The organism is Paracoccus sp. DMF-8 (assembly GCF_029309835.1).
Taxonomy (GTDB): Bacteria; Pseudomonadota; Alphaproteobacteria; order Rhodobacterales; family Rhodobacteraceae; genus Paracoccus.
In genome coordinates, this window is sequence record NZ_JARJHL010000010.1 from 357,029 (window position 1) to 373,284 (window position 16,256).

Consider the following 16,256-nt stretch of genomic DNA (forward strand, 5'->3'; position numbering starts at 1 on the left):
CCCCTTGGGCCGGATCGGGCTGCCGAATGGCGCGAGATCCGGCTGGAGGCGCTGCTGCTGGACGGTGACGCGCTTTGGCGCGCATCACGCCGATTGGTGCGACCGTCCGCTGTCCGATTTCGCAAACCGTCTGGAACAGATGCGACATTTCGCAGCCGGCGAGGCCATGGGCACGCCGCTGGCCATCGCCTGCTGGGAGGCCGGAATGGACCCGTCCGACCCGCGCCGGGGATGGGTGATGTCCGTCTATGCGCGCCCGCTGGCCCGGGGCAGGGGCTATGCGCAGGCGGTGCTGCACCAGATCGCTTGCGATGCCGCGCAATCGGGCATGCGTTCGCTTGGGCTGCATGTGCGCGACGACAATCACCATGCCCGCGCGCTCTATGATCAGATCGGATTCCGCGCCGTCGGCCCTGCGCCGCGACCAGCGCCGGACAGCGCGGCAGAGACGGTGATGCATCTGCCACTGGACTCGCGGCTGCGTGGCGCGGAACCGCAATGAAATCAGCCCGCTATCCTAGTTGCACATGAGTTTCATTATTATCTTATTGTTTTGATTGACATTTTATGTCCTGCGGGCGATGGGTGCCCTGTCGGGAGTAGCGACCGCCCAATCAGGGGCAGGGGCGCGTCAACATTCTCGCAGGCTCTTTCTGCGTGGCGTGCCAGCCCATCGGGCCTCGCGAGACCGTGGCGACCGGATCCTGCGGGCGGGGTCCGTCCTTCGCCCGGTCAGCCCAAAAGGAAATTGCCATGAACCCGATCGCCATCGGTATTCTTGCACTCAGCATGTCCGTCGACGCCTTTATCGCCAGCCTTGCGCGGGGCGCGGGGGGCGAGCGGCCAAACCTGCGCCGCGTCATCGGCACCGGTGCGATCTTTGGCGTGGTCGAGATGCTGACCCCGCTGATCGGTTGGGCGCTTGGCGTCGCGGCCAGCCAATATGTTCAGGTCTTTGACCATTGGATCGCCTTTGGCCTCTTGGCCGCCGTCGGCACGCATATGCTGCTGCAGGCGCTGTCGGCGGATGCCGAAAGCTGTGCCCGGCCCGTGACCTTCTGGGCGCTGGTTGCGACGGCTGTCGGCACTTCGATCGACGCGATGGCGATCGGCGTGTCGCTGGCTTTTCTTGATGTGAACATTCTGGTCATCGCGGGCGCCATCGGCACGGCGACCATGGTGATGAGCATGGTGGGGCTGGCCGCGGGCGGTTTGCTGGGGCGCAAATTCGGCCGCGTGATCGAGGCTTTGGGCGGGCTTGCGCTGATCGCCCTTGGCACCACGATCCTGTTGCGCCACCTGACCGGCGCCTGATCGCCCCCCTCCCTTCCTCCCCCGGCTTCACGTGCCCGCTTTCATTGAGTTTGATACCAGCGTAACAGAGGGTTTGATACGCGAAGACCCACAGAGGTCTTGAGGCTATCGGAGATGGTCGCGGGTTGTTGCGGGCGGGTCGGCGGCGCTTCTGGAACCATCTGTGGATGGTCGATTGATGGATGTGCAGGCCGGGCGGGAAGTGCTGCGCGATCTCGTCCGCGACCTGCTTGAATGTCATTCGGTCGATTCGGGCAAGGATGAAGGCTTGCAGCGCGGGGTTGCTGTCGATGATCGACGGGACGCCGGATCGGTGTTCGCGGCGATGTTCGGTCACCGGCACGTCGCAGGGCGGCAGGATGGTTGTCCGACCCTGAACAGCCCTTTCACGCACCGTTTCAAGGGTGGTTTCAAGCCGTTTGAACGCGGCTTGCATGACTCTGATTTCGGTCAGGGCCATGTCGATGGAGGTAAGGGGATCAAACTTGCTCATGCGAGCAACTCCGATAGATCACCGATAACCAGGTCCTCGATTCGCACCCTGTCATCATCCGACAGGCCAAGGAAAGGGCGGGCGGGGATGCCGCGATCCTCATCCCCGAACTGATGCGTCGCACCTTGCAGCACGCAAGCACCCACGCCGACCGCCGGGGCGCTGCGATTGCCGAAGACCTCGTGTTGGATGCTGTCGCGCATATGGCCTTCGCCGATCAGCAGCGAATTGCCTGCATGGCGGGTCCGGGCATACTCATCCGACCAAGCAGGCCATGTTTCGCCTTCGGGGCCTTGCTTGCTGTTTACGAGGCGATTGACCGTGCTGTCCGTGATCAAGGCGCCAATCGCATCTGCCAGCGCTGCAAGCTGGTAATCATCGAGCTTGTCGAGCCTTCGCCTCCATCCGGCGCTTGCGACATCCAAGGCAATTTGAGCGGAAACCGTCATGGCACTCCTCCTTTTCCACAGCGCCCGAGACGGCCCCTTGCCGACCGTCTCAGGGCCGGATCGCGGCACCCCACCGGAGCCGCGATATGCGATGATCAGTCCAGCGCGTCGGGCGAGGGTCCCAGTTGGGCGGCAATCTCGGCGGCGGCATCCGCCCTTTCGCGCGAAGCTGTTTGCGGCAGATTGCTGAACGCGCGTCGGTGGAACAGATGCGCCCATGCCGGGGCGCTGGACTGCATGAAGCCGTCGAAAGCCTCGGGGTTCTGCCTGCAAAGCGCGGTCGCCCATGGGACCATCGCCGGGGTGATGTAACCGCCATTCAGCGCGGTCTCGACCTTGGCATCTGCTTCGCGCGTGCTCATCAGCGCCACATGCTGGTGCCGATCCTTCAGCAGATCGGCAACGGCAACGGGAACGTGTTACGCGGGGTCTGACGTCCTGAGCGCGTTGACCGCTGTCAGGATCGCCGCCGTATCGGCCTCGGCAGGCAGGCCGAGCGCGGCGGCCACCTGCGACGGCCCGGCGCCGGGCTGTTCGCTGGAAGGGCCTTGAGCATCAGATATCGGACGATGAACCAGACCGGCACCTATGATCCGGACAATCCTTCCATCCGGGAGTGGTTCATCACCGGGCTGATGAGCGATATTCGCGGGCCATGATCGCATTGCGCGCCGTTTCGGTCCCACTCGACCAAGCCCCCAGATGCCGCTCTCGCGCGCCTCGACCTGCTTGATCCAGCCAGCCGCCCGCACGTCACCGGAGGCGGGCCGAACCTCTGGATCATCAATCTGGTGGTTATAGTCCACCGGAAGGTCACCACGATTAAGACTTTCGGCAATCACACCCTGCGGATTGTTCAGGACAAAGCTGCGCCCATCGCGACCTTGAAACCGCCCCGCAGGCAACAGATGCACCCATTGTCCGGCAGCGGATGCGGCTGGCAGTTCGGATTCGGCGCACCAGGAGGAAACCAGATCCATGATCAACCCTCCAGATAGGGCGAAACGATCAGCTCCGCCGATCCGGCCCAGACGTTGGACGATCCGTCCACCTCGGTTGCCTTCAACACCTTGCGGGCAGTCGCCTCAAGAGAGGCAGGAACCACCAGAAGGTTTGGGTTCACGCCGAGGATGCGGCCCTTGTCGCCTTTGCGCTTCATCATCGTGGCGCGGGCCGCAGCATAGGATTCTTGGGTCAGCGGCACACGAGAGGCATGAGCCAGCTGCCACAGCCCGTAACCGGCATTCGCCCGCGCCCGGACACCATACAGATAGTTATCTGTCAGAAACGCGCGCTCGTCGTCGTGGCGTGTGATCTGGAGTGAATTCAGTAGCCTTCGCGTTCCTGCCAGATCAGGGGGCGGATCGAACGCGTCGTATCCAGCAGATACCACGCTTCTGTTCGGTCCGTTACGTCTTCCGGGTCTTGCAGGTTGCTGACCAGCGTGTAGTTCCGCCCGTTGTTGACGGTTTCGCCGTCCTCATCCGGCACCGGATGCTCAGCGTCGAAGAAATATTGACCATCGTAGCAGGGCGATGCGAAGCCAGCCGCCAACAGTGGGAAGATGATCGTATCAGGGTGCTGACGTGCAGTATGTCCCATTTCCGCGATCATCGGCTTGAACAGCCCGAGCTTGCCATCCGAAATATCGTCGCGGCTGATGCCAACGGTGCTTTCGAACTTGCGGTTGGTGATGCTGAAGCTGAACGCTTCCAGCGATTTCACCTCGCGTTCGCCCGACAGCCATTCGCGCATTTGCGGAAACTGGCCAAGCCAGCCATAGGTTTCGTCGCGACTGCTGCTTTCCACCTTCATGGCGATCTTGTCCCAGTAGACCGGGGCCTGTCCATAGGCATCGCCAAAGATCGACTTGAAGCCCTTGAAGGCAAGGGCAATGGTTTCCGCGTTGATGATCATCGCGGGTCCTTTGTGTTGGGGGTTTGGGGGCGGGCCGCGCCGATATCCTGCGGAACGACGCCGATGTTGATCAGCCGGGCGCGGTGGTTGCTGACGGTGCGGCTGTGGACGTGAAGCGCCGCCGAGATTTCGGCAAGCGACTGTCCCCGCATCAGCCGATGATAGATCGTCCAGGCCAGACGGGCATGATATGCCATCAGGCCAGAGGGAACCGTGATCCGGCCATGGCCGATATGGGTTTGCAGCCAGCGCAGCGCCGTATTCACCAGATCGCCAGGCACTTCCCCGATCGGTTTGGATGCAACGGAAACCTGCCGCCCGCCATGGGCCAGCAGAAAGGCCCGCAGCACGTCATGACCGCAATCATCTTCCATGTCCCAAAGCATGGGCGGCATTTTGGACAACCCGATACCCGCGCATTCCGCACAGGTGGGAGACATCAGAAGAGGATAGGGATCGCTGGTCATGCAGCGAATATCCGTCAACCCTGAAAGGCGTTCGGCCTTGAAGATATTCGGGGGATGCGCCCGGAGGTCGGCACACCTCGCGGTTCAAGACCGGTAAGCCATGGCTCGGGTCGCGCGGTCAGAAATGCGCCCGGATCGGCGTCGGATCAAGTCCCTTTCGACATGCGGGCGAGGGTCAGGACCGCAATCGAATAATTAAACGGGTTTCCGGCGTCTTTAAACGGGGTGCGAGCTTTCAGAGGGTGCAGGTAGCCGAAAGGCAAGAAAGGCCACTCACGGCGCAAAAATTTGGGGCGCATGAAAAAGGCGGCACCTTGCAGCGCCGCTCTTGCAGTCCGGATCACGCTGCGGTGCCGTTGCGCGCCCGCGCTTTCCACGCTTTCAAAGCTGTGATTGCCTTGCGCGCGGCATCCATCGTCAGGAAACGCATACTGTCCACCTTGAAGAACTTGTGCAGCCAGCCCAAAAGCGCGGCATCGTCGCATTCGCGGGCGTCATGCACCTCCCGCCAAAGCTCGCGGATCAGTTCAAGCTGGGCAAAGGTGGCCATGCCGGGCCGGTTGCCATAGCGCGGGGCCCCTTTCCCGAGGGGGCGGAACCCGCAATACTCGAAAAACCCCATCATCGCCTCGAACCCGGCTTGATCCAGTTCGGTCGAGCTGGTCACACCCGCGATGCGCACCAGCGCTTGCCGGTAAAGATCATCGTCCAGACCAAGCTTGCCCTTGGCGACATGCAGGATCGCCTTCTGCGGCTTGCTGATCGTCATGCCGTTTTTCCCTTCGCTTCATTGTCCGCCCGCTCCTGCACCATCCGGCCAACAGCTGCGCGCGGGACCATTTCAACATCGTCAAGCAAGGCAGCTTCATGTTCGGAGACATGCTGAAGCCCCCGGCTGGCCAGATCGACCATGGCGATCATGCCGGGATCGCTACTCAAGCTCTGCGACATGACCCCTGACAGATGATCGAGTGCTGATTGTGCGCACCGCACCACGTGGCTCAACTCGGATATCGCATCCGGCAATGCATCCCATGCCGCTTCCGGCAGAACAATCGGGAGTTCATACAGCGTCTGACGGTGTTCGATTTCCCAGGCGAACTGTTCACCGACATTGGAAAATTCCGGGCGTTTGAGAATATAGGCGCAGGACATCACTTGCCCCCCATCAATCGCGTCGTCAGTTTCAGATCAACAATCGCCGCGCGCGCACATGGTGCCCGGTAATGATCGAACCACCAGCGAAATCAAGGGCAAGAGACAGAACATGCTCAATGTTTCGCAATGCATGACCGAGAACGGCACCGGGACCACATCGCGGCCGGGGGCAGCGCCAGGTGCGTGGCCAGCATGGGCACCCTTGAACTCGGGCCGGTCGTCGATCACCCGCGACAGGGTGGCGAAGGTCCGCTCCGCGATCTTCGCCCGCGCGTTCTTCGGAATCGCAAATGTCAGGTCAACCCCAAGATGGTAGCAGACGCCGAGCGGTTTCACGCCGGGCTGACCCTTGCCCTTGCCGCGCCATTTGAATTTGGTGCCGCCCGCGACCAGATGCCCGGCAAAAGCCGAGCCGTTGTCGGTATAGAGCCGGTCGAAGATGTCATGCTTCTGGCAAACCTTGCGGATCAGGCGCGCCGTTGCCACCGCATTTTCAGAGCAGGCAATCTCATAGCCCAAGACAAAATTAGAAGCCGTATCGACCAGCGCCAGCATGACCGGCCGCACCGGCTCGCCGTCTCCAAAATCCACCCAAAAGTCTTGTGTGCGTCCGTCCAGCGACACGACTTCCAAGGGTTTAAGCGTGGTTTTGTCCCGCTTGATCGGCATCGCCAGCCGGTTGACGACTTCTTCGCGCCCGAAGCGTGCAACCAGTTCCGGGCCTCGAGCAGCGCATCCCAGCGCCGCCAAACCGTCTGATAGGTTGCCCACTGCCAGCCGTGCCTGCGCGCCACATCGCGCACATCGCGCCAAACGCTACTCGAGTGGGAATTGCGGCCCGGCATCGCGGATCGTGGTCATGAAAAACGCCCATGCCTTTTCCGAAATCTCCACTGCGCCCGCGCCCTTGCGGGCGTAGCCGGGAACCAGAGCCGGAGCGAAGTTGATGGGATCGACGCCATCAACTGCGCGCAGAATACGCCGCAGGGTCATCTTGTCGGTGCCGTCCGCACCGAACTTTGCGCGCGTGGTGTCGCATAGCGGTCCGGGCAAGCTCTTGCTGCTGGCCCCGCCTTTCACCAGAAACCGAGCAATCTCGGCCTTTCGCAGAGCGACGGCTTGCATGGCTGGAGTGGCTTCAGCAAAGCGGTCATGCGCCGCCTCATCGCAATCACCGGCGGAAGCCTACCGCCTCGATCTCGCGCAACTCGTAAGCGCGGCGTATGTCGATGGGCAGGTCTTGGGAATGGACAAACTCAAATCGCCCGCCATTTCCGGTTCCGATATGGAGCGGAATGCAAGCGCGCCGAAGCCATTGTGCGGCGGCCGTGCGGTCGCTTGGGACGATGCCGACGCCGCAAAGAGCTTTGATAGGGACCATCATTCGATCATCCCCAGATCGGCCAAGATCTCGTTCACTAATGCCGACGCCTTCTTGCCGCGCCAAAGACCGCGAATAGCCGAGGCGGCATTTTGGCGTGTCAGCCCCTTGACCCGGCAGTAGCCAGCGAAGGATAGGCCGCGCAGAATCAGGAAGCCTAACGGCTTTGAACAGGTCATCCGGCGGTGTATGTTGATGCGGAACGCTCATGCAGTCCTCTTTGTCTGCATGTGGACTTTATGCAGACCGCCTAAAACGGTCAAGGGGGTATGATGAGCGATATTGACGTGCAGATGGAGCAACTAAAGGCGCACTTTGGAGTTGAAAAAGACGTTGATCTGGCTAAGCAGCTGATGATCGACAAGCGCACCGTATCCGCGTGGCGTGCCCGAGGTGCGGTCCCAGCTAGGTATCAGAGCATCGCGCAGGTGGGCGATCCTCAAAGCATAATGACCCCTCCCGCGCGATGGGATGAGCATGAGCGCGCAGCATTTGATCTAGCAATGTTTCGTATGGCGCGGGCGCTGCTTCCCGAAACAGCGACCGGCGAATTTCGCTCGACTATGCAGGCATTTGGCGGAGCCTGGGCATACTTCTGGGATGTTATGACCAAAGCACGCCGTGATCTTGTGGGCCAGATGGACGATGGAAGCAAAGAGGTTCGCTCGGCCTTCGCTCTCCTAATGCATGCGGAGTTACAAAACGACGCCGAAGCAGTCGCTGATGTCCGAAAAGTTCTATCTGACCTTGGGAAGCTTTCAGAGAAATGAGCTGTGGGGTGTGGGCAAAACAGCCCACACCCTCGACTGTAACTCATTGATTTTTATGGTCGCGAAATTGGCGGATTCTGGCAAATCGGCCACTTTCAGTCCTTTGGTATCAAACCCTGTGAGATTTTTCCCCTGTAAGCCATTGATTTTATTGTGTCGAAAAACCCGCCGGTATCAAATTCAATGAAACCCGTCATCACGGTCGCTTGAGCATGGCCGAACCAGCCGCTAACAAGGGGCAACCTTTGAGAGCAAGCCATGCCCACCTATCTGACCACGGCCCAACCCGATTTCGAAGCGCGTTTCCTCGACATGCTGTCGGCCAAGCGCGAGGATGCCAGCGACGTGAATGACGCGGTCGCCGCGATCATCGCCGATGTGCGCGCGCGCGGCGATGCGGCGGTGGCCGAATATACCGCGCGTTTCGACCGGCTGGACATCACCCCGACGACGCTGGCCTTTACCCCCGATGAAATCGCGGCGCAGGTCGCGCTGGTCCAGCCCGAGGATCGCGCCGCGCTGACCCTGGCCGCCGACCGCATCCGTGCCTATCACGCCCGCCAGATGCCCGAAAACATGCTGTGGACCGACCCCGAGGGTGCGACGCTTGGCTGGCGCTGGTCCGCAGTTTCGGCGGCGGGGCTGTATGTGCCGGGCGGGCAGGCGAGCTATCCGTCCTCGGTCCTGATGAATGCGATTCCCGCGCGGGTCGCGGGGGTCGGGCGGCTGGTCGTCTGCGTCCCGACGCCGGGCGGCGTGGTCAACCCGCTGGTCATTCTGGCCTGCCAGCTTGCCGGGGTGGATGAAATCTACCGCATCGGCGGGGCGCAGGCGATTGCCGCGCTGGCCCATGGCACGGCCACGATCCGGCCCGTGGACAAGATCACCGGCCCCGGCAATGCCTATGTCGCGGCGGCCAAGCGCCATGTCTTTGGCCGCGTCGGCATCGACATGATCGCGGGCCCGTCCGAGGTGCTGATCATCGCCGAAGGCGAACAGAACCCCGAATGGCTGGCGCTGGATCTGCTGGCGCAGGCCGAACATGACGCCGATGCGCAGTCGATCCTTGTCACCCCCGATCAGGATCTGGCCCGCGCCGTCATGGCCGAGGTCGACCGCCTGCTGCCGGTGCTGCCCCGCGCCGAAATCGCGGGCGCAAGCTGGCGCGATTACGGCACGATCATCATCACCCGCGATCTGGCCGAGGCGGCGGCGCTGTCCGACCGCGTCGCCCCCGAACATCTGGAGCTTTGCGTCAGCGACCCGGAAACGCTGTGCGACCAGATCCGCCATGCGGGCGCGATCTTCATGGGCGGCTGGACGCCCGAGGCGGTGGGCGATTACGTTTCCGGCCCGAACCACGTCCTGCCGACCGCGCGCTCGGCCCGGTTTTCGTCGGGGCTGTCGGTGATGGATTTCCTGAAACGCACCACCCTGTCGCGGCTGACCCCCGGCGCGCTGGCCGCCATCGGTCCCGCTGCGGTGCGGCTGGCGGGTGCCGAGGGGCTTGACGCGCACGGGCTTTCGGTTTCGGCTCGGCTGGCGAGCCTGAATGAGCAGTCGCAGGGAACAGGATCGAAAGGCGGGCTGAAATGACGCAAGTGACCAGCGCCGGCAGGCTGACCCGGATCGAGGTCGATGACAGCGGCCTGCCCGCGCCGACCCCGGAAATGGAACAGGAACGCCGCGTTGCGATCTTTGACCTGATCGAGGACAACAGCTTCGTCCTGCCCGGCCGCGACGGCCAGCAGGTCCCCGAAGGTCCCTATGCGCTGGTCCTGGCCCTGCGCGAAGGGCGGCTGGTCTTTGACCTGACTACCGAATCCGGTGACAAGGTCGGCGAATTCCACCTGTCGCTTGGCCCCTTTCGCCAGACGGTCAAGGATTACTTCCAGATCTGCACCAGCTATTTCGATGCCGTGAAAAAGCTGCCTCCCGCCCAGATCGAGGCGATCGACATGGCCCGGCGCGGCATCCACAACGAAGGCGCCCGGACCCTGCAGGAACGGCTGGACGGAAAGGCCGTGATCGACATCGACACGGCGCGGCGCCTGTTTACCCTGATCTGCGTATTGGTCCCGGGGAAATAAGTGTCGCACAGCATCCCGCATTCGATCCTGTTCTGCTGCGACCATAATGCGATCCGGTCTCCGATGGCCGAGGGGATGATGAAACAATTCTACGGACGCGCCGCCTATGTGCAGTCGGCGGGCGTCAAGAATGATATGGAGATCGACGGTTTCGCCATCGCCGTCTGCCAGGAGGTCGGGATCGAACTGTCCCAGCACCGTTCGCGATCCTTCGAGGAAATGCAGGCCTGGGGCGATGATCTGGGCGGGTTCGACCTGATCGTGGCCCTGTCCCCCGCCAGCCAGCGACAGGCGCTGGAACTGACCCGCGTCTTTCATCTGGACGTCGAATATTGGCCGATCATGGACCCGACCGGTCTGGCCGAGGGGCGCGAGGCCAAGCTGGCCGCCTATCGCGCCACCCGCGACCAGATCCGCGACCGCATGCTTGACCGTTTCGGCCCGCCCCGCGTCGAACAGCCCCGGAACGCCTTTCTGACCGGGGCATGAGGGCCGCCGCAGTTTTCGTAACAAATTATTCGTAATTCGCGCGTATCTCCCGCCCATTCAGGACCGGAGATTTCAGATGCCCGCCGATCATATCCCGCAACCCGGCCGCGCCCGCCCGCGCGTTTATTTGGATCAGGACATGCCGGATCGCGCCATTCTGGCCCATGATCTGGACGGGCGGATCATCGACGCCAATCGCCGGTTTCTGGGGATGGCGGGATATGCCCGCAAGGACCTGATCGGACAGCCGATTGCGGTGTTGCAAGAGATGGACGGCGGGCAGGCTCGTTTGCATGCCCTGTCCTTGCTGCAGCGCGGTCAGTTGGCGCATGTCGATCTGGCTTTTCGCGGATTTGCCGGAGATGTCCGCAATCTTGCCGCCGTCTTGCTGCCCCTGAACGGCAAAGCCGGGCTTTCGGGCGTCGTCATCATCGGGCGCGACACCGGACATCCTGTCAAGGCGATGCCGCTGCCCGCCGCGCTGGAACAGGCGGCCTGACGGATCACCCGTCAGACCACGACGGATGCCCCTTCGGTCGCCGCACCGGCATGGGCGCGGAACATCGAAAACAGCTCTCGACCCATGCCATGGGCGTTTCTGTCAGGGTCGTAGCTGGCCGGTTCGCGCTGATCCAGATCATCCGCCAGACAGTCGATGCGTCCCGCCACCGCGTCCAGCCGCACGATATCGCCGTCGCGCAGCCGCGCCAGCGGCCCGCCCCGGGCCGCCTCGGGCGAGACATGGATCGCCGCCGGCACCTTGCCCGAGGCACCCGACATCCGCCCGTCGGTGACCAGCGCGACCCTTAGCCCGCGATCCTGCAGGACCGCCAGAACCGGGGTCAGCGAATGCAGTTCCGGCATCCCGTTCGCATGCGGCCCCTGAAAACGCACGACGACCACGGTATCGCCGGTGAATTCGCCGCGTTTGAAGGCGGCCTTGACCTCCTCCTGATCGGAAAAGACGCGGGCGGGGGCCTCGATGACATGGCGTTCCGGCGCGACGGCGGACACCTTGATGACGCCGCGGCCCAGATTGCCCGACAACTCGCGCAGGCCCCCGGTCGGGGCAAAGGGATCGGAGGCCGGGCGCAGGATCTTGCCGTTCAGCGATTCGCGCGGGCCATCGACCCAGTCAATGCGGCCGTCGCGCAGCTTGGGTTCGCGGGTATATTGCGACAGGCCGGTGCCCATGATCGTCTGCACATCGTCATGCAGCAGGCCCGCCTCCAGCAGATGGGCGATCATATAGCCCAGCCCGCCCGCCGCGTGGAAATGGTTCACATCGGCCAGACCGTTCGGATAGACCCGCGCCATCAGCGGCACGATTTCCGACAGGTCGTTGAAATCGCTGACATCCAGCACGATCCCGGCAGCCTTGGCCATGGCGGGCAGGTGGATGACCAGATTGGTCGAGCCACCCGTCGCCATCAGCCCGACGATACCGTTGACAAAGGCGCGTTCGTCCAGAATTTCGCCGATCGGGATATAGTCGTTGCCCAGCCGGGTGATCGCGGCGGCCCGCGCCGTCGCCGCATCGGTCAGCGCCTCGCGCAGGGGGGTGCCGGGCTGCACGAAACTGGCGCCCGGCAGGTGCAGGCCCATGAATTCCATCAGCATCTGGTTGGTGTTCGCGGTGCCGTAGAATGTGCAGGTGCCCGGCGCGTGATAGCTGGCCATTTCGGCCTGCATCAGCCGGTCGCGGCCGATTTCACCGGCGGCGAATTGCTGGCGGACCTTGGATTTTTCGTCATTGCTGATCCCCGAGGGCATCGGCCCCGAAGGCACGAAGACCGCAGGCAGATGGCCGAAGGTCGCCGCCCCGATGATCAGCCCCGGCACGATCTTGTCGCAGATCCCCAGATACATGGCCGCGTCGAATGTGTCATGGCTCAGCGCGACGCCGGTCGCCAAGGCGATCACGTCGCGCGAAAACAGCGACAGTTCCATCCCCGGACGGCCCTGCGTGACCCCGTCGCACATCGAGGGCACGCCGCCCGCGACCTGCGCCGTCGCCCCGGCGGCATGGGCGGCGCGGCGGATCTTGTCGGGATAGGCTTCATAGGGCTGATGGGCCGACAGCATGTCATTATAGGCGGTGACGATGCCGATATTCGGTTTGCGGGTTTCCGGCCAGATCCTGCTTGTCGGGCATGGCGGCATAGGCATGGGCCTGATTGCCGCAGGACAGATGCGCGCGCCTTGGGCCTTCCTCGGCGGCGTGGGCCAGCCGGGTCAGATAGGCGCTGCGGGTCTGGTGCGATCTTTCGCGGATGCGGTCGGTGACGCGTTGGATGGTGGCGTGCAATGTCATGAGGCTTCCTCCGTCTCTTGACGATATAGCCTGTTAGCGGTAACAGTGCAAGCCCGCGCCCCTTGTTCCAAGATGCAGCCCGTGGCAAAGCTCACAGGCAATTTCGAGGTAAAGATGACCGCCGAGCTTCCCGTGATCCGACTTCGCCCCAAGGCCAATGCCCGTGCCATCCGCCACGGCTTTCCCTGGATTTTCGTCGATGAGGTGGTGACCGACCGGCGCACCCGCGCCATCGCGCCGGGCAGCTTTGCCGCGCTGGAGGATGGTGAGCGCCGCCCGCTTGGCGTCGTGACCGTGAACCCGAATTCCAAGATCATCGCGCGGATGATGGATGCGGATCCTCAGGCGCGGGTTGACGCCGATTGGCTGAAGGCGCGCATCAGCCGTGCGCTGGCCCTGCGCGAAGACCTGTTCGACGCGCCCTTTTACCGGCTGGTTCACGCAGAGGCCGACGGGTTGCCCGGCACCATCATCGACCGGTTCGGCGATGCGGCCGTGATTCAGCCGAATGCGGCATGGGCGGACCGGATGGCGGGCGATATCGCCGATGCGCTGCGCGAGGTCACGGGCGTCGCCACGGTCGTTCTGAACGGGCAGGGCCGGGCGCGCGGGCTGGAAGGTCTGGGCGAACGCAGCGAGATTCTGGCGGGCAGCCTGTCCGGCCCGATCCCCGTGCCGATGAATGGCGCGATCTATATGGCCGATCTGGAACATGGCCAGAAAACCGGCCTGTTCTATGACCAGCGCCCGAACCACGCCTTTGCGCAGCGCCTGTCGAAAGGCGCGCGGGTGCTGGATGTGTTTTCCCATGTCGGCGGTTTTTCCCTGGCCGCGCTGGCCGGGGGTGCGGCGCAGGCGCTGGCCGTCGATGGTTCGGCCGCCGCGCTGGAACTGGCGCGGGGCGGGGCGGAACGCATGGGCGTCGCCGACCGTTTCGAAACCCGGCAGGGCGATGCCTTTGCCGCCCTTGAGGCGCTGGCCCAAGAAGGCGCGCGTTTCGAGGTGGTGATCTGCGACCCGCCCGCCTTTGCGCCGTCGAAACAGGCGCTGGAGGCGGGCCTGCGTGCCTATGAACGCATTGCGCGCACGGCCGCGCCGCTGGTCGCGCCGGGCGGATATCTGGGCCTGTGTTCATGCAGCCATGCCGCCGATCTGACGGCGTTCCGCAACGCCTCGGCGCGCGGGATCGGGCGGGGCGGGCGGCGGATGCAACTGCTCTACAGCGGTCAGGCCGGGCCGGACCATCCGACGCTGCCGCAACTGGCGGAAACCGGCTATCTGAAATCCCTGTTCTTCCGGCTGGACGGATGAGGGTAATTCTGGATGCCTGCGTGCTGTTCCCGACGGTCCAGCGCGAGTTCTTTCTGGAAACCGGACAGCTTTACACGCCGCTTTGGTCGGACAGGATCCTGGATGAATGGTATTATTCCGTTCTGACCAAACTGGGCGAAGACGCCGCCGCGATCGCGAGCGTCGAGATCGAAACGATGCGGGCCCGGTTTCCAAATGCGACCGTGGCTGAAAGCATGGCGCAGCCCCCGACCGGGGAGCGCCTGAAGATCCTGCAATCCATCGCCTTGCCGGACGCGTCGGACAGGCATGTCATCATATCTGCCATTCGCGGCGGCGCGGATATGATCGTGACTGCGAACCGCAAGGATTTTCCGCGCGCCGTCATGGCTGCTTTGAGTCTGCGCGCCATCTCGCCCGATGAATTCGCCGTGCTTTTGTGGTCGCAGAACGCGACAGAGGTTGCGCAGGCGGCCCATCGCGTGTTCGCTCGGGCACAAGCGGCTGGCGCCGGGGTGACGAGCAAGGCATTGTTCAAGCGCGCCCGCCTGCCGCGGCTGGCCAAGGCTTTGGCCACGGGCGAAGATGATGCGCAGTGAATGGGGATAAGGTTGCAAGACTTGATGTTAACGCTAACATCCGGTAGTCGGCAGGCAAGCGATGAGGAGGCAGCGATGGTTTCACGAGTCATTCCGGTCGATGATTTCGACCTCGTGATCTTTGGCGCGACCGGTGATCTGGCGCGGCGCAAGATTTTGCCGGGCCTGTTCCGGCGCTATCTGGCCGAACAGATCCCCGCTGATGCACGCATCATTGGTGCCGCGCGCACGCGCCAGAGCGATGCCGAATTCCGCACCGAGACCGCTGCCGCGATCCATGAATTCATGGGCGCCCCCGTCGACAAGGCGCGGCTGGCCGAATTTCTGGACCATCTGTGCTATGTCGCGGTCGACGCGCGGGGCGCGGATGGCTGGCCCGAACTGGCGGACAAGATGCGGCCGGGGCTGGTCCATGCGTTCTATTTCTCGGTCGCGCCGGCGTTGTTCGGCGATATCGCGGAACGGCTGGTCAGTCACAAGATTGCCGATGATGACAGCCGGGTCGTCGTCGAAAAGCCCTTTGGCCGCGATCTGGCCACGGCGCGCGCGCTGAATGCGACGCTGGCGCGCTATTTCCACGAAAGCCAGATCTACCGGATCGACCATTATCTGGGCAAGGAAACCGTCCAGAACCTGATGGCCGTGCGTTTCGCCAATATTCTGTTCGAGCCGCTGTGGAACGCGCAATATGTCGATCACGTCCAGATCACCGTGGCCGAAACGGTGGGCGTCGGCGGGCGCGGCGAATATTACGATCACTCGGGCGCGATCCGCGACATGGTGCAGAACCACATGATGCAGCTTCTGTGTCTGATCGCGATGGAGCCGCCCTATCATTTCGACCCCGATGCCGTGCGCGACGAAAAGCTGAAGGTGATCCGGGCGCTGGAGCCGCTTGGCGCCGGTGATATCGTGCGCGGTCAGTATGCTGCGGGACCGGATGGGCCGGGGTATTTGGATGATGCAGAAAACCAGGATCTGCGCACCGAAAGTTTCGTTGCGCTGAAGGTGAATGTCGCCAATTGGCGCTGGACCGGGACGCCCTTTTACCTGCGCACCGGCAAGCGTCTGCGGGCGCGGACCAGCGAGATCGTCGTCACCTTCAAGGAGCCGCCGCATTCGATTTTCGACGAGGCCGTGCCGCGTCCCAACCAGCTTGTCATCAAGCTGCAACCGAATGAAGGCATGCATCTGACCGTGATGATCAAGGAACCGGGGCCGGGTGGCATGCGTTTGGTGCAGGTGCCTTTGGACATGAGTTTTGCCGATGCGCTTGGCAAGGATGGCGCCGAAATGCCCGATGCCTATGAACGCCTGATCATGGATGTGATCCGGGGCAACCAGACCCTGTTCATGCGCGGCGACGAGGTCGAGGCGGCATGGGCATGGACCGACCCGATCATTCAGGAGTGGGAGGCCGGACCGGCGCGTCCCGAACCATATGATCCGGGCTCCAGCGGTCCGGAGGAGGCGCTGCGCCTGCTGCATCGCGACAATCGCCGCTGGCGGGAGATCCGGGCATGAC

General features: G+C 63.2%; 21 protein-coding genes and 1 pseudogene. 11 read left to right on the forward strand and 11 right to left on the reverse strand.

Going from position 1 to position 16,256, the window contains the following annotated elements; translation table 11 throughout:
• The first annotated feature begins 4 nt into the window (after positions 1-4).
• Positions 5-502, forward strand: a complete 498-nt coding sequence (locus PE067_RS08855; protein ID WP_276188979.1) for a GNAT family N-acetyltransferase — start codon at positions 5-7, stop codon at positions 500-502.
• Between the two features lie 251 nt (positions 503-753).
• Entirely contained in the window at positions 754-1,314 is a 561-nt protein-coding gene (locus tag PE067_RS08860) for a manganese efflux pump MntP family protein (RefSeq protein WP_276188981.1), read from the forward strand.
• A 489-nt stretch (positions 1,315-1,803) separates the two neighbouring features.
• Here the strand turns inward: PE067_RS08860 and PE067_RS08865 are convergent, their stop codons facing one another.
• From PE067_RS08865 to PE067_RS08910, 10 genes are all read right to left on the reverse strand, one after another.
• Positions 1,804-2,256 carry a phage virion morphogenesis protein gene (locus PE067_RS08865; RefSeq protein ID WP_276188983.1) on the reverse strand — a complete coding sequence of 151 codons (453 nt, stop codon included), beginning with the start codon at positions 2,254-2,256 and terminating at the stop codon, positions 1,804-1,806.
• Between the two features lie 95 nt (positions 2,257-2,351).
• A complete protein-coding gene (locus PE067_RS08870; protein ID WP_276188985.1) occupies positions 2,352-2,618 on the reverse strand; it encodes a phage protease in 267 nt (88 codons plus the stop codon).
• Positions 2,619-2,675: 57 nt separating this feature from the next.
• Positions 2,676-3,236 carry a phage protease gene (locus PE067_RS08875; protein WP_276188987.1) on the reverse strand — a complete coding sequence of 187 codons (561 nt, stop codon included), beginning with the start codon at positions 3,234-3,236 and terminating at the stop codon, positions 2,676-2,678.
• Positions 3,237-3,238: 2 nt separating this feature from the next.
• Entirely contained in the window at positions 3,239-3,649 is a 411-nt protein-coding gene (locus PE067_RS08880; RefSeq protein WP_276188989.1) for a Mu-like prophage major head subunit gpT family protein, read from the reverse strand.
• Positions 3,583-4,173, reverse strand: coding sequence for a Mu-like prophage major head subunit gpT family protein (locus tag PE067_RS08885; protein ID WP_276188990.1), 591 nt, complete (start codon positions 4,171-4,173; stop codon positions 3,583-3,585). The genes PE067_RS08880 and PE067_RS08885 overlap by 67 nt, the downstream gene beginning before the upstream one ends.
• Entirely contained in the window at positions 4,170-4,559 is a 390-nt protein-coding gene (locus PE067_RS08890; protein ID WP_276188992.1) for a hypothetical protein, read from the reverse strand. The genes PE067_RS08885 and PE067_RS08890 overlap by 4 nt, the downstream gene beginning before the upstream one ends.
• Before the next feature lie 421 nt (positions 4,560-4,980).
• Positions 4,981-5,409: a regulatory protein GemA gene (locus PE067_RS08895; RefSeq protein WP_276188994.1), complete on the reverse strand. Its 429-nt coding sequence runs from the start codon at positions 5,407-5,409 to the stop codon at positions 4,981-4,983.
• A complete protein-coding gene (locus PE067_RS08900) occupies positions 5,406-5,795 on the reverse strand; it encodes a hypothetical protein (protein WP_276188996.1) in 390 nt (129 codons plus the stop codon). Before PE067_RS08900 ends, PE067_RS08895 begins: the two co-directional genes overlap by 4 nt.
• A 36-nt stretch (positions 5,796-5,831) precedes the next feature.
• Complete coding sequence (locus PE067_RS08905) at positions 5,832-6,569, reverse strand: transposase domain-containing protein (protein ID WP_276188998.1); 738 nt, start codon at positions 6,567-6,569, stop codon at positions 5,832-5,834.
• A gap of 45 nt (positions 6,570-6,614) precedes the next feature.
• Positions 6,615-6,923, reverse strand: coding sequence for a hypothetical protein (locus PE067_RS08910; protein WP_276189000.1), 309 nt, complete (start codon positions 6,921-6,923; stop codon positions 6,615-6,617).
• A 121-nt stretch (positions 6,924-7,044) separates the two neighbouring features.
• Here PE067_RS08910 and PE067_RS08915 point away from each other — a divergent pair, with 121 nt between their 5' ends.
• The 6 genes from PE067_RS08915 to PE067_RS08940 all read left to right on the forward strand — a co-directional run bounded on the left by PE067_RS08915 (position 7,045) and on the right by PE067_RS08940 (position 11,027).
• Positions 7,045-7,302 carry a hypothetical protein gene (locus tag PE067_RS08915; RefSeq protein WP_276189002.1) on the forward strand — a complete coding sequence of 86 codons (258 nt, stop codon included), beginning with the start codon at positions 7,045-7,047 and terminating at the stop codon, positions 7,300-7,302.
• Between the two features lie 149 nt (positions 7,303-7,451).
• Positions 7,452-7,949, forward strand: coding sequence for a helix-turn-helix domain-containing protein (locus PE067_RS08920; protein WP_276189004.1), 498 nt, complete (start codon positions 7,452-7,454; stop codon positions 7,947-7,949).
• A gap of 258 nt (positions 7,950-8,207) precedes the next feature.
• Positions 8,208-9,545: a histidinol dehydrogenase gene (gene hisD, locus PE067_RS08925; protein WP_276189006.1), complete on the forward strand. Its 1,338-nt coding sequence runs from the start codon at positions 8,208-8,210 to the stop codon at positions 9,543-9,545.
• Positions 9,542-10,039 carry a UPF0262 family protein gene (locus PE067_RS08930; RefSeq protein ID WP_276189007.1) on the forward strand — a complete coding sequence of 166 codons (498 nt, stop codon included), beginning with the start codon at positions 9,542-9,544 and terminating at the stop codon, positions 10,037-10,039. The genes hisD and PE067_RS08930 overlap by 4 nt, the downstream gene beginning before the upstream one ends.
• Entirely contained in the window at positions 10,040-10,528 is a 489-nt protein-coding gene (locus PE067_RS08935; protein WP_276189009.1) for a low molecular weight phosphatase family protein, read from the forward strand.
• Positions 10,529-10,604: 76 nt separating this feature from the next.
• Entirely contained in the window at positions 10,605-11,027 is a 423-nt protein-coding gene (locus PE067_RS08940) for a PAS domain-containing protein (RefSeq protein ID WP_276189011.1), read from the forward strand.
• A gap of 11 nt (positions 11,028-11,038) precedes the next feature.
• Here PE067_RS08940 and edd read toward each other — a convergent pair.
• Positions 11,039-12,842 (reverse strand): annotated as a pseudogene (edd, locus tag PE067_RS08945) (phosphogluconate dehydratase).
• 114 nt (positions 12,843-12,956) lie between these two features.
• Here edd and PE067_RS08950 point away from each other — a divergent pair.
• From PE067_RS08950 to zwf, 3 genes are all read left to right on the forward strand, one after another.
• Positions 12,957-14,153: a class I SAM-dependent rRNA methyltransferase gene (locus PE067_RS08950; protein ID WP_276189507.1), complete on the forward strand. Its 1,197-nt coding sequence runs from the start codon at positions 12,957-12,959 to the stop codon at positions 14,151-14,153.
• Positions 14,150-14,731 carry a PIN domain-containing protein gene (locus PE067_RS08955; RefSeq protein WP_276189013.1) on the forward strand — a complete coding sequence of 194 codons (582 nt, stop codon included), beginning with the start codon at positions 14,150-14,152 and terminating at the stop codon, positions 14,729-14,731. Before PE067_RS08950 ends, PE067_RS08955 begins: the two co-directional genes overlap by 4 nt.
• A gap of 75 nt (positions 14,732-14,806) precedes the next feature.
• Positions 14,807-16,255 (forward strand): glucose-6-phosphate dehydrogenase, encoded by a 1,449-nt coding sequence (zwf, locus tag PE067_RS08960; protein ID WP_276189014.1) that lies wholly within the window; start codon positions 14,807-14,809, stop codon positions 16,253-16,255.
• Position 16,256: the final 1 nt, after the last annotated feature.